Here is a 14,180-nt window from a genome sequence, read left to right on the forward strand (position 1 = left end):
GGACGCGGCCATACCCCCGCACGCGCACACCTACCGGGCGCCGCCGCCCGCGCCGAACCCGCCACCGCCGCCTGCGGAGAAGCCGCCGCCGAACCCGCCGGCGCTGCTGCCCGCGCTGAGGTTGACCGCCGCCGCCCGCGCCCCCTCGTACGTCTCGTCGACCGAGGCGTTGATCGTCTCGCTCGCGCTGCGCGCCGCCACGCCGCTCGCGGCGTACCATGCGTACCACGGCATGAAGGACATGCCGCCGAAGTCGGACGCGCGGCGGCTGGCGTCAGGGACGGCCGCCTCCCAGTCCTTCATCGCCGGCTTCGTCACGCCGAAGAGGAAGGCGTACACCATGAGCTCGCTCATCTTCTCCTCGCTCTCAGGCGGGAAGTCAGCGCAGCTCGACGCGTCGCGCATCCAGTTGCGCAGCGCCTTCGCGCGCGCCGCGACGTTGTTGCCGTGCTCGGAGCGGCGCGGCATGTAGTTGGCCAGCAACGCGAGCACCGCGCACGTGGGAACCGCGAGCGCTGCCGCGAGCAGCTCGTCCGTCACGGCGGTCATGAGCAGGCCGACCACCAGCACCACGACCGCCGCAGCCGCCAGCGCCTTGCGCAGCTTGTAGCCCGCGGGCTCGAAGAAGTCCTGCTTCGCAACCTCATCGGACAGCACCGCCTGCCACCCCTTCATGCTCTCCACGTAGGCTTCGGGGCGCCGGTCGGCATGCTCGCGCAGGGACGCGAGCCAGAGGGAGGGCTCGCCTCCGGCGACGTCCTCGAACAGCAGCTTCAACGTGGCGCGCTCGATGGGGTCGGTGACCTTGCGCGCCTGGTCGTCGACGCATACGACGCGGTAGTCCTCGACCTCTTTGCCGAAGCTGTCGGGGTGGGCGCCTGCCTCTATGCGCAGCACGCCGCGGCGTGCGAGGTCGAGCAGCGTGGCGGTGAAGTCGTCGGCGCTCTCGTGGTTCCAGCGCCACAGGCGGCCCACCACCGCCGGCCGCATGCCGTGTTTCGGCACGTCGCGCCAGTACTTCTCGGTGAAGTCGGGCGTGTGCTCGCGCCCGAAGCGCAAGAACAGGATCGCGCCGACCGCGAGGATCAGCGCGCACGCGACCACCAGGCCGATGCGGATCCGCAGGTCGTTGACGCGCTGGTTGTTGGCCTGGTCGGTCCACGCCTTCTCCTCGGCCAGCACGGTGTCGAGGCGCGTGGTCCCCTGGTTCGCTAGGCGCGCCTCGGCGTCGAGGTTCGTGAGCCACGACACGGGGAACACCACGCGCGCCTCGGCGTACTGCCCCGCGACCACGCGGGAGACGTCGTAGGTGACGGTGCCGTCCTCGTTGACGGACACCACGCCGTCAAGCGGCCCGTGTCCCCACGCGCGCACGTTGCCGCCGGGCTCGACGGTCACGCCAGGGGGGACGGGCAGCACGATGGTGGTCGACACGTTCTCGGAGTCCACCTCGCGGCCCTCGCCCACGTACTTCCAGTAGACCTCGGCGATGTCGTCGTACGCCTGCACGCCGTTGGCCACGACGTAGTCGATCTCGAAGATCATCTGCGTGTCTTCCCGGTCGAAGAACGCGTAGAGCGTGTTTCGCGCCCGGTCGAACGACCAGGAGTCGGTGCCGGGGCCGCCCTCCTCGCGCCAGCCCACCTTGAACGGCACGGAGTCGAGCGCCATCCACTCGCCCTCCACGCTGCCCGCGGCGTCGACGTGCGCCATGCGCACCGCGTTGACCGTGACCTCGGCGTTTTGTGGCAGGCCCTGGAACTCCCACCACACCGCGGTGAACGCGCCGTCGAAGTCGAACGCGCGCTGCTCCACCACGTGGAGCGAGCCGTCGGTCTGAGCCTGGGCCGTGAGGTTCACGCTCGGGCAGCTGTAGGACTTCGCCAGGGCGGGCGCGGGCGTCGCCAAGCAGGCCAGGCACGCGAGAAGCGCGCACGCAGCGAGCGCGAGGGCGATGCGCGCCGCATGGGCGCGAGGGACGGGCGCCGTCTGGGAGGCGCGAAGCGCAGCTTTCACCTCAGGACCTCCTTGGTCTTTCGTTCGAAAACCACCGTTTGGGGAAATTAGCCTCCATTATACGCCCCGCGGAGATGTGTTTTTCGTTGCATTGGCCGCAGAAGTCGGGTATGATTCTTTATTGCTTGCGGAGAAGTGACCGAGAGGCCGAAGGTGCTCGCCTGCTAAGTGAGTATGCCCCAAAAGGGCATCTAGGGTTCGAATCCCTACTTCTCCGCCACGACTTTTCAACGCCCCGACACGGGGCGTTTTTCATGTTCGGAGGTGCGCGCAGGGCTCAAGCCAGTGAGCGGAGAGCAGGGCCGCGGGGGTGCAGCAGCGCCGTCCGCGGCCCTTCGGCATGCTAAGCTGTAGCGGGCTCCAACTCCGAGTCAGCGCCCGCACCTGCGCCCGCACCTGCGCGGTCCTTCGGCACCTTCCAGTCCTCGGAGTCGTCGGGACGCGGCGCCATGGCGGCCTCCACGCCGTCCGCGGCCTTCAGGCGCGCGAAGTAGCCGCGCGTCTCCTTCGCCACCACACCCGACAGCGCGATCAGGGCGACCATGTTGGGCAGCGCCATCAATCCGTTGAAGATGTCGGCGATGGTCCACACGGCGGAGACCGTCATGTAGGGGCCGATGAACACGGCGAGGATGTAGAGCCAGCGGTACGCCTTCACGGCCTTCATGGAGCCGTTGGAGAAGTACTCGAGGCAGCGCTCGCCGTAGTAGTCCCAGCCCAGGATGGTGGTGAAGCCGAACAGGACCAGGCACAGCATCATGATGAACGCCACCACCTCGCCGGGGATGAACGGCAGGCCCGCCTGGAACGCGGCGGTGGTCACGGCCGACCCCTCGAGGCCGGGCAGCTGGTAGGCGCCGGTCATCACGATGGCCAGGCCCGTCATGGAGCACACGATGATGGTGTCCAGAAACGTGCCGGTCATGGACACGAGGCCCTGGCGCACCGGCTCCTTGGTCTGCGCGGCCGCAGCGGCGATGGGCGCCGAGCCCAGGCCGGCCTCGTTCGAGAAGATGCCGCGCGCGATGCCCTTCTGCATGGCGATGATGATGGCCCCCAGCGCGCCGCCGGCAGCGGCCTGCAGGCCGAACGCGCTCTGGAAGATGGTCACGAGCGCGGCGGGCAGCGCGGTGATGTTCGCGACGATCAGGACCAGCGAGAAGCCCACGTAGATGACCACCATGGCGGGGATGACCTTCTCGGACACGCTGGCGATGCGGCGCAGGCCGCCGATGAGCACGAGGCCCACCAGCAGCGCCAGGAGCAGCGAGCCGGCGATGGTGGCGACGGAGTAGTCCATGCCGAGCAGGCTCACGGTGTGGGCGCCCTCGGGGTCAAAGAAGCCCGTGATGGCGCCGGAGATGGAGTTGACCTGCGTGAACGTGCCGATGCCGAACAGGCCCACGCACATGCCGAAGAACGCGAACAGCTTGGCGAGCCAGCGCCAGTTCATGCCCATGCCGCGCTCGATGTAGTAGAACGGGCCGCCGAGCACGTGGCCGTTCGCACTCACGGAGCGGTACTTCACGGCGAGCAGGCCCTCGGAGTACTTGGTGGCCATGCCGAACAGCGCGGCGAGCCACATCCAGAACAGCGCGCCCGGGCCGCCCGCCACGATGGCGGTGGCGACGCCTACGATGTTGCCGGTGCCGATGGTGGCCGACAGCGCGGTGCACAGCGCGGCGAAGCTCGACACCTCGCCCTTGCCGCCCTCCTCGTTCTTGATCATGTAGCGGAGCGCGCGCGGCAGCTGGCTGAACTGTAGGCCCTTCAGGCGGCAGGTGAGCAGCAGGCCGCCGAACAGGATGAGCACCATGAGCGGCACGCCCCAGATGAAGTCGTCGATAACGCCCAAGATCTCGTTGAACGACTCAAAGAAGCTTTCCAATTGAACTGTCCTTCCTTCGGTTCCTCGTTACCTGCGAGTCCTCCGCACCCGGTGCGACGAAATCTCCAGAGGACACCCGAAGAAGGGAAAAGAAATGCGCGATTAAGCTCATTGCTTCACTCTGTCCTTTGGCCTGAGAGTTTCAACGCTTGCGGTACGGCTGCGGCGCGCGATGCGCGGCGGCCTCCCCAAGCGCCTTGCCCCTTCGGCACCCGTTGCCGGGATTCTCCAGAGACCCCATCCACGCCCTGTTTCCTCTCGGCTGGCGGCGCGCGCCGCCGACCAGGGGATCCAGAGCGCTTCTGCGGGGAAACGCTATGTAAGTGCTCATATTCTATAGCGGGAATCGCGATTGTCAATGGTGGCAGGGGCAGTTTCGGCGCGAGCGCGCGGGGCGCGAAGGGCAGCGCACGAGCGAGTACGAGCGCCCGCAGGCGCGCGGCGGGCTGTGCGAAGGGCGGCGAGCGAGCGCGAAGAGCGCGAGCGAGCGCTTGCAGGCGCCAAGGCCTCGCGGATGGGTGAATGTGCGAAAGACGGCGCGCGGGAGTGCATGCTTTTGCTTGGGAAAGGGCGAGAAATGCGCGATCTGATACCCATTTGGGGGGAATCGGATCGCGCGGGCACCCGACTGAGCAAGAGTGATTTCTTCTGAGCAGGGGTTTTGCAGATCTTGTCGAAAGAGGCTTTCTGCCGGCAGGCTTTTGGGGTATCAGATCGCGCATTTCTCGCTGGTTGGCGCGTGTGATCGTGCGGCCAGTTGTGGTAGACTTTGATGCGCTTTCCAACAGGCCCCCGTAGCTCAGCGGATAGAGCGTCGGTTTCCTAAACCGTGCGTCGGAGGTTCGAGTCCTCTCGGGGGCGCCAGCAAACTCACAGGCCAGCGGCCACGTCGCCGCTGGCCTGTCTTGCGTCTGGAAAGAGAATGGGCCGGCTAAGGAGGGGTACCTTGCCGGCCCTGAGGAGGGGGATGATGCAGCGAGCTGACTCGCTGCAAACTGCTTTCTAGGGGTATAAAGCAGTGCGAGCTTGACGGGAGGGGAACCACATCAAGCCGCCGAGGCTCATTATAGGCATCTACCGCGCGATTCGCGGCCTCGCGCACGCCGGCTCGGCTGGAGCGGTGGGGTTTTGGCGGTGAGTTGCGCGCGTGCGCTCGGGCGACTCCGCTCACCGTCGGCGGGCTTCCGCTCGCCCCGGGCTCGCCCCGGGCGGGTTTCTGTGTATCATGGCAGGAAAGACTATCCCGCGCCCGCCCGCGCATCAGCAGGCGGGCGCGTCACCCGCGGAGGAGCTTCCCATGCCTGACATCAAGCTGCGACTCAACAAGGACATGCTCGTGCTGTCGACGCCGGTCCTCTCGGCGCTCGCGCGCCTCGGCATCGACGTCGAGCGCGACGTCGAGTTCACCCTGCTGCTCGAGCCCGACACGCTCGAGGACGCCTACAAGCTGGAGTCCATCGCCGGCGCGCAGTGCCTCGTGGCGGCGACGGCGTCGGTGACCCCGGCGCGCCTGGCGCGCGCGGGCATGGAGGACCGCGCCGCCGAGGTGGTCAGCGCCGCCCTCGGAGCGGTTCGCGCCCAGGTGCCCCAGCACGTGCTGGCCGAGATCGGGCCGTGCGGGCTCCCGCTCGACGCGTCGTCGAAGGCGTCGCTCCGGGAGAACCGCGACCAGTACGCCCGCGCGGGGCGCCTGTTCGCGCAGGAGGAGTTCGACGCGTTCTTTCTCAACGGCTTCGCCACCTGCGATGACCTCAAGTGCGCGCTCATGGGCCTGCGGAAGGTGAGCGACGCGCCCATCTTCGCGTCGGTCGACGTGGCCGCTGACGGCACGCTGCGAAGCGGCCGCGGCACGCTCGAGGAGGCCATGGCCATCATGGAGGAGCTCGAGGCGAGCGTGGCGGGCTTCGCCACGTGCGCGCCTCAGGAAGCTGCCGTTGACCTGGCCCGACGCGCGGCGGGCGCCACGGCGCTCCCGCTCCTCGCGCAGCTCGAGGTGCGCGAGCGCAACGCGCGGCAGCAGGGCCCCACGCCCGAGAACCCCTACTACGCCCCCGACGCCATGGTCGCGGCCGCCGACGCGCTGCGCGCCGCGGGCGTCCAGTTCCTGCGCGCCGTCGGCGATGCCACGCCGGCGTACTCCGGCGCCCTGGTGGCGACCACGATGGGGCTTGACGCCGTCGTGCGTGAAAGCGCGGAAGGGGAAGGCGAAGGGGAGGGCGGCGCCGGCGCTGGCGCCGACCTTGCAGCCGCCGACGCGCCGCGCGAGGGCGCGGCCCCCGATGGCGCCTCTGCGGCAGGCTCCGCGGCCACCGACGCGTCGTGTGACCCCGCGGGCGCCGTCACCGACGAGCTTGCCGACTTCATCGCCCGGGCGCGCGAGCGCGTGGCCGCGGCGCTCGGCGACAACCTGGCGATCGTGGAGGCCGACGGCCCCCAGATCGAGGGGGCCGACGGCCCTCAGGTCGAGGAGCGCTAGGCATGCCGCGCAACCACGTCGGCGCCAACATCGACCGCAGCGAGTTCTACGGCGTCCTCCAGCGCATGGTCGACGCGCTGTTCCAGGACCTCCAGGACCTCGAAGGCGAGGACGCCACGGTGCGCCGCCTCGACGTGGTGCTCGCCGCCGAGACCTACGACCTGCCGGACGAGCTCACGCGCCTCGTGGGCCTGCTCCCGCCGGGCGACTACACGCGCCTGCGCCTGTGCGACCAGCTGAACTCCGCCATCACGGGCCACGCCTGGGGCCAGGTGTACGGCACGGTGAGCTAGCAGCTGGCGGGGAGGCGGGGCGCCTTCCCGCCGCTCCCCCGCTCGCTCCTCCAGCCTTCTCCCGAAAACATTTCTGTAGTTTTCAGCTTGGTAAAAACACAAAACGTTCGCTTGCGCGAAGGCTGGTGCGCGGGTACTATATATACGCGGTTTGAGAGCAGCAAAACACAATATATTGTGGTTTGCTGAGGGGAAAAAGCTGTGGAAAAGCATGTTGACGGAACAAGCGAAACCACAGGTCGGAATGAAGAAACGCAAGGGTGTCTGGATAATGTGCGCTGCACGGTTCTGACATCCTATTTTGTGGCCGCTTGCAGCGATGCTTGCGGCAAGCGCTCGCGACAAGCGTTCGCGGCAAGCGCACGCAGCAAACGCACGCAACAGCGCACGCGGCACGTAATAGCTCGGCAAAGGACGAAAGGAAGAGCACGCATGGTAAAGACCATCATCAAGCGCGACGGACGCACGGCAGAGTTCCACCAGGAGAAGATCGCCGAGGCGGTGGAGAAGGCGTTCCGCGCATGCGCTGCCATGCAGGACCGCGCCGTGGCTGACGAGATCGCCGCGAAGGTCGTCGCCAAGCTCGACGCGGGCGCCATCGAGGGCACGCCCACGGTCGAGGGCGTGCAGGACCTCGTGGAGGAGACGCTCATCGAGTCGGGCTTCGTCCAGACCGCCAAGGCCTACATCCTGTACCGCGCCGAGCGCAACCGCGTGCGCGACGTGAACTCCCGCCTCATCCAGACGCTCAAGGACATCACCTTCTCGAAGGCCTCTGACTCCGACATGAAGCGCGAGAACGCCAACATCGACGCCGACACGGCCATGGGCACCATGCTCAAGTACGGCAGCGAGTCGGCCAAGCAGTTCTACGAGATGTGCGTGATCGACCCGCGCTACGCCAAGGCGCACCGCGAGGGCGACATCCACATCCACGACATGGACTTCTACACGCTCACCACCACCTGCTGCCAGATCGAGCTGACGAAGCTCTTCAAGGGCGGCTTCTCCACGGGCCACGGCGTGCTGCGCGAGCCGAACGACATCTCCAGCTACGCGGCGCTGGCCTGCATCGCCATCCAGTCCAACCAGAACGACCAGCACGGCGGCCAGAGCGTGTGCGACTTCGACTACGGCCTGGCCGTGGGCGTGCGCAAGACGTTCCGCCGCCTGTTCAAGAAGCACGTCGCCGAGGGCATCGACCTGCTGACCGACGTCGAGGACGACCGCGCGTTCGCGGAGGCCATGCTCGCGCGCGTCGAAGAGGCCACGGGCGTCGTGGCCAGCCTCGACATGGACCCGGAGTTCCGCGCCGGCGTCATGGGCGAGCTCGAGGCCGCGGGCGTGAGCGCCGAGGTGGCCGAGAAGGTCATCGCCTACGCCCTGAAGAACGCCACGCGCGACACCGACCGCCAGACCTTCCAGGCCATGGAGGCGCTCGTGCACAACCTGAACACCATGCACTCCCGCGCCGGTGCGCAGACGCCGTTCAGCTCGGTGAACTACGGCATGGACACCAGCCCCGAGGGCCGCATGGTCATCCGCAACATGCTGCTCGCCACCGAGGAGGGCCTCGGCTCCGGCGAGACGCCCATCTTCCCCGTGCAGATCTTCCGCGTGAAGGAGGGTGTGAACTACAACCCCGAGGACCCGAACTACGACCTGTTCAAGCTGGCCATGCACTGCTCGGCGAAGCGCCTGTTCCCCAACTTCAGCTTCCTCGACGCGCCGTTCAACGCGCAGTACTACAAGGGCACGCCCGAGACGGAGATCGCCTACATGGGCTGCCGCACGCGCGTCATGGGCAACGTGTTCGACCCCGAGCGCGAGGTCACGCCCGGCCGCGGCAACCTGAGCTTCACGTCGATCAACCTGCCGCGCCTGGCCATCCGCGCCAAGGGCGACCTCGACCTGTTCTTCGACCTGCTCGACTCCAAGCTCAGCCTGGTCACCGGCCAGCTTGACGAGCGCTTCGAGATCCAGGCGCGCAAGCACGTGTACAACGCGCCGTTTTTGATGGGGCAGGGCGTGTGGATCGACTCCGAGAAGCTCAAGCCCACCGACACGCAGCGCGAGGTCCTGAAGCACGGCACGCTGACCACGGGCTTCATCGGCCTGGCCGAGTGCCTGGTGGCGCTCACCGGCAAGCACCACGGCGAGTCGGCCGAGGCGCAGCGCCTGGGCCTGGAGATCATCGGGCACATGCGCTCCTACTGCGACCGCATCTCGCGCGAGCGCGGCATGAACTACACGCTCATCGCCACGCCGGCCGAGGGCCTGTCCGGCCGCTTCGTGCGCATCGACCGCGAGCGCTACGGCGTGATCCCCGGCGTGACCGACCGCGACTACTACACCAACGGCTTCCACGTGCCGGTGTACTACGACATCAACGCGTTCGACAAGATCGCCATCGAGGCGCCCTACCACGCGCTCACCAACGGCGGGCACATCAGCTACATCGAGCTCGACGGCGACCCGACTGAGAACCTCGAGGCGTTCGAGAGCGTCATCCGCTACATGAAGGACTGCGGCATGGGCTACGGCAGCGTGAACCACCCGGTCGACCGCGACCCGGTGTGCGGCTACAACGGCATCATCGAGGACGTGTGCCCCAAGTGCGGCCGCACCGAGGACGAGCACAACCAGCCCTTCGAGCGCATCCGCCGCATCACGGGCTACCTGGTGGGCACGCTCGACCGCTTCAACGACGCCAAGCGCGCCGAAGAGCACGACCGCGTGAAGCACGCCATCCCCACGCAGCGGTAGCAGAAGGCGAACAAGCGCGAATCGCAGCGCGCACGCAACGAGGCGACCGGTCCCTGGCGTTTTGCCAGCGTCCGGTCGCCTTTTGCTTGCCCGGCGTCGCTCGCTGGTATACAACCCCCCTCCCCTCGCATAGTTCCGCTCTTTGTGCTAACTCCTAGAATCTCGTACCAAACGATTTGATTTTGTCACCCCCCTGTAATAATCTGTTGTATGGGTGAGAATACCCGTATACGCGCATGTTTATGGTTCGTAAAGCTCATGCAGGGGCTAAGCGTTTGAGTCCCCCTGGTCACGGGCGCAGGCGCGTCATGGAAGCCGGCAAGGAGCGCGGTTGCAAACTCGCGCGTCTAGCGGCAGGCCGCGAAGATGAAGCTGGGTGGTAGAGATGTTTGAGCGGATCATCGATACAAGGGGAACGCTTGAGGGCAAGGTCCTCTCCGTGTTCCTGTCGGTTGTCCTCGTGCTGAGCATGACGAACGTGTTCGCGTTCGCCGAGGCTGACGCGAACGCTGGCACTACGGGCGAGCCCCAAATGGGGAAGGCCGCTGTGGAGACCAGCGAAGAGGCGGGAATCGACGAAGAGGTGGGAATCGGCGAAGCGAAGGTCACCTTCAACTTGTCCAATGCCTATGTCGAGGTGCGCGGTCAGAAGCTGACCGGCACCGACACCGTCACGCTCAAGGTGTCCGACTCCGCCGACCTTGTGTTCAAGGCGATCGCCGAGAACGGCTATGAGGTCGCCAGCGTCAAGGCGAAGAACTCTGCAGCTGCGAACGTGCCCGTCACCACCCAGGACGGTACGTATACCATCGCTGCCGAGTACATCAGCAACACCCTCGAGGTGACGGTCGAGACTGAGCTCGCCGAGTTGGCCGAGCCCGCTCCCGCGCCTGATGCCCTGACAAGCGACTCCGATTACTCCACGGAGGCATCGGCTGACGAGCTTGAGGCAACTGAGCCCGAGGCGGCTGACCAGCCTGCTGTGACCGATGAGGGCGCGGAATCTGATGAGGCTGCCGAGTCCGAGCAGCCTGCACCTGAAGTTTCTGGCACCGAAGCCCCTGAGGGCGAAGAAGCCGAAGCAGCTGAACCCGCTGATGCAGAAGCAACTGCCGACGCAGCTGCGGCTGACGAAGAGGTCGTTACCGTCTACGCCGACGTGAGCAGCCCCGCCTTCGAGGACTGGGCCTACGTGGGTGACGTGATCGTCAAGGTGACCGCCGGCGAAGGCGTCCTCCCTGAGGGCACCACCGTGCAGGCGAGCCGCGTTGAGCGCCAGGACGTGATTGACGCCGTGAGCGACAAGGTTGAGGCGCAGGGCAAGGAGCTCCAGGACGCCGTGGCCATCGACGTGACGCTGCTCGACAAGAACGGCAACGCCATCCAGCCCGACGGCGCCGTGAACGTCTGCTTCTTTGACGCCAACCTCGAAGGCGAGGAAGTGGGCGTTTACCGCGTCTCCGACGATGCCACCAAGGTGGAGGCCATCGGTACTCGCCAGGCCACCACCGAAGTCCAAAGCTTTGATGTAGATCACTTCACGATCTACGTGGCGAGCGGCTCGGGTTTTCAAAGCTACAGTGGATGGGGAGAACAATACCAGGCGAGGCCAGGTGAAACGATACGGCTGTATTCCGATAATTATTGGCTAAGATCACATGAGTGGTCAGCTGATGGGTGCAATGTCCAATATGAGGAAGAACAAGGCCCGATGGATGAATGGCGCGATTATTATTCTTGGGCGGACGTGACCATTCCGGCAACTGCATCAGATAAAGCAGAGTATGTTGTGACCCATGGTTCTGGGAGTTACAAAGAGTATTTCTATATTCAGGTAAAGGAATACTGTACCGTTACCTTCCATCCAAATGGTGGGACGGGCGATGCCGTGTCTGTCAATACGAGGGGCATCAATATCACTCTGCCATATGTTGGAACGGAAAATGGCAAGATAAACTTTACTAAGGAAGACCATACCTTTGTTGGCTGGTCTACGGATCCATTCGGAAAAAACGATAACTATGCAGCTGGAGCATTGTATCCCGATAACTCGGCCCATAAAGCTGTGCTCAAAGACGATGTGACGCTATATGCCATCTGGCTTCACAACACGGAATATGCGAACTCTGCAAATACAGTGGCGTACTTTTACATCAAGGAAGATGGAGAAATCCCTTTCGAACCTGGAAGTTACGAGAAAAGCGGCTATATTCCGAGAAACAGTGCGACAGATCTAAAGGGTTCATTGCGCCAGCCTATCGCAATCTCAAATAATATCGATGCAATTCGAGATAATTTGAAAGATGTGCCAACGAATGAGGCTATTCTAGCTGCGCTTAGGAAAGTTGACGCGAATAACAGCTTTAATCCTGAAACGCAGGAGATAGTTTGGTACGCAATAAAAGCTCGAGACAACGCGTGGAACGTTGACGGGGTTATTCGTGATAAAAGTAAGCACTTTGTGCATTATGACTTTAATGGCGGCACAGGGAACGCCACTGCTAGTCAACATGCCGTTGGCGAGACTGTTGAGGTTGATTTTGCAACATCGGCAATGCGTCCTGGATATACGTTTCTTGGGTGGAGCAAGGACAAGGGTGCTGTTACTCCAACCTATACCGAAGGAGGCAATAAATCTTTCGTGATGCCCGACAGAGACGTGACTCTTTATGCTGTTTGGCAGCAAAATAATGCTGCGTTATATACCGTTAATTATTATTTACAAAATACTGATATAAAGGTAGTCGAATCAAAGATCGGCTCCAAGACAATAGGTCTTGATGTCACCGAACAGGCCGTCGACATCGACGGTTATAATCTCGTGACCGATGACACCACTGTGGGCAAAGACGAGCGGGGCAACACGACCTACAGCAAGTCCATCACCATCGACGCCAACGAGGCCAGCAACGTCATCAACTTCTACTACACCAAGCGGGACGACCTGACCTACACCGTGAAGTACTACAAGGACTCCGTGGCCGAGGGCAACCACGTCGCTGACGCCGACGTCCTGCACGAGGGCGCCGTCTTCGGCACGGCGCTGACCGCCCTCGACGTCGAGACCACCATCGCCGAGGACAAGGCGCCCGACGGCTACAAGGCCACGGGCACCGTCGACACGGCCAGCTCGCTCGAGACCATCACCACCGGGGCCAACGTCGTCAACGTGGTCCTGGGCAAGCGGGACGACCTGACCTACACCGTGAAGTACTACAAGGACTCCGTGGCCGAGGGCAACCACGTCGCTGACGCCGACGTCCTGCACGAGGGCGCCGTCTTCGGCACGGCGCTGACCGCCCTCGACGTCGAGACCACCATCGCCGAGGACAAGGCGCCCGACGGCTACAAGGCCACGGGCACCGTCGACACGGCCAGCTCGCTCGAGACCATCACCACCGGGGCCAACGTCGTCAACGTGGTCCTGGGCAAGCGGGAGTATCTGATCACTGCTTCAATTGATGAAAACGGAACTATTGAGGGTGCTGCTGAGCAGAGTGTTCTGTATCAGAATGCCTCCGCAGCTGTAACGCTCAGGGCCAACTCGGGGTACCGCATCGCCTCTATTGTTGTTGATGGTGCGAGCCAGATCGTTGAGAATGGCATGACGGAATACACATATGGAGCTATTGAGAGCGTTGAGGACAATCACTCTGTTGTTGTCACAACGGTGGCACTCGGTGCTGTTTCGGTCGAGGCTCCTAGCGTTAGCAAGGTGTATGACGGAACACCGATAGCTCCAAGCGACGCTGTCTTTACGGGCCTGCCCGAGGGCTATACAGCTACCGCTGATGTTTCCGGATCCATCACCGAAGTCGGTACGGCAGCGTCGACTTTGTCCGATGTCCGTATTTTCGATGCGGACGGCAATGACGTAACGGCTAACTTTGACATAACCGAGATCATCGGGACGCTTGAGGTTACGCCGAAGGCTGCTACCGTGACGGTTTGGGATGCCTCAAAGATCGCAGGTGCGGCTGATCCGACGTTTGTCGGTACGGTCTCTGGGCTTGTGGCTGAGGGCGATCTAGGCGAGATTACATACAGCCGCCTTGGTGATGACGAGGCTGTGGGTACGTATCCCGGCACGCTGACAGCGAGCTATGTCGAGAACCCGAACTACAACGTGACGGTTGTTCCTGGTGACTTCACGATCATTGCCGCTCCTGTTCCGGGTCCTGGCACTCCTGGTGACACCCCGGATGTTCCTGGCGGTACGACTCCCGGTGGAACCACGCCTGGCGGAGCGACTCCGGATGGCACCACCCCTGGCGGAACGACGCCTGGCGCAACTGCTCCTGGGGCCATCATCCCGGCTATTCCGGCTCCTGTGACGCCGGCGCAGATTCCTGGCACGGTGCCTGATGGCGCGGCTGCCCCCGTGATCACGCCTCTGGTGGACGCGCTTGAGGGTGCGGCTGAGGCTGTCATCGGCGACGGCCAGACGCCGCTTGCCGACATCAGCGACGATGCCACCCCGCTGGCTGAGCGCCATGTGGGCTGCTGGGTGCACTTCTACATTATCCTTGGCATCGTGGTAACGCTGGTTTACGCCGCGTGCGTCGCCACCCGCCGCGCGCTGTTCTCGCGCCGCCTGAAGCAGTACGAGGACGACCTCACTGGCGGCGACTCCCCCTCGGGGTCGCCCGCCCGTCGGGGCGTGAGCTGGTCGCCTGAGGCAGCCGCGCCCGCCGGCGCGACGGCAGTTGCCATGAGCGGCCTGGGCAAGTAGGAAAGGACT

General features: G+C 64.4%; 6 protein-coding genes, 2 tRNA genes and 1 riboswitch. Of the genes, 6 read left to right on the forward strand and 2 right to left on the reverse strand.

Features of this window, described 5'->3' with window-relative positions; all coding sequences use genetic code 11:
- Positions 1-30 precede the first annotated feature (30 nt).
- A complete protein-coding gene (locus tag G7Y49_RS03090; RefSeq protein WP_165171096.1) occupies positions 31-2,016 on the reverse strand; it encodes a DUF2207 domain-containing protein in 1,986 nt (661 codons plus the stop codon).
- A gap of 129 nt (positions 2,017-2,145) precedes the next feature.
- Here G7Y49_RS03090 and G7Y49_RS03095 point away from each other — a divergent pair.
- Positions 2,146-2,236 (forward strand) — tRNA-Ser (locus tag G7Y49_RS03095).
- A 123-nt stretch (positions 2,237-2,359) separates the two neighbouring features.
- Here G7Y49_RS03095 and G7Y49_RS03100 read toward each other — a convergent pair.
- The gene (locus tag G7Y49_RS03100; protein WP_255465904.1) at positions 2,360-3,904 is read right to left on the reverse strand and encodes a sodium:alanine symporter family protein; all 1,545 of its coding nucleotides are present in this window, start codon (positions 3,902-3,904) and stop codon (positions 2,360-2,362) included.
- 111 nt (positions 3,905-4,015) lie between these two features.
- Positions 4,016-4,146, reverse strand: a riboswitch (glycine riboswitch).
- A gap of 546 nt (positions 4,147-4,692) precedes the next feature.
- Here G7Y49_RS03100 and G7Y49_RS03105 point away from each other — a divergent pair.
- From G7Y49_RS03105 to G7Y49_RS03125, 5 genes are all read left to right on the forward strand, one after another.
- A tRNA-Arg gene (locus G7Y49_RS03105) sits at positions 4,693-4,768 on the forward strand.
- Between the two features lie 433 nt (positions 4,769-5,201).
- A complete protein-coding gene (locus tag G7Y49_RS03110; RefSeq protein WP_165171098.1) occupies positions 5,202-6,380 on the forward strand; it encodes a homocysteine S-methyltransferase family protein in 1,179 nt (392 codons plus the stop codon).
- Between the two features lie 2 nt (positions 6,381-6,382).
- Positions 6,383-6,673 (forward strand): hypothetical protein, encoded by a 291-nt coding sequence (locus G7Y49_RS03115; RefSeq protein ID WP_165171100.1) that lies wholly within the window; start codon positions 6,383-6,385, stop codon positions 6,671-6,673.
- A 432-nt stretch (positions 6,674-7,105) separates the two neighbouring features.
- Positions 7,106-9,439, forward strand: a complete 2,334-nt coding sequence (locus tag G7Y49_RS03120) for an anaerobic ribonucleoside triphosphate reductase (protein WP_165171102.1) — start codon at positions 7,106-7,108, stop codon at positions 9,437-9,439.
- 385 nt (positions 9,440-9,824) lie between these two features.
- Positions 9,825-14,171, forward strand: a complete 4,347-nt coding sequence (locus tag G7Y49_RS03125) for an InlB B-repeat-containing protein (protein ID WP_165171104.1) — start codon at positions 9,825-9,827, stop codon at positions 14,169-14,171.
- The last annotated feature ends 9 nt before the right edge of the window (positions 14,172-14,180 follow it).

It is taken from the genome of Adlercreutzia sp. ZJ242, from assembly GCF_011038995.1.
In the GTDB taxonomy this organism is placed as follows: Bacteria; Actinomycetota; Coriobacteriia; order Coriobacteriales; family Eggerthellaceae; genus CAAEEV01.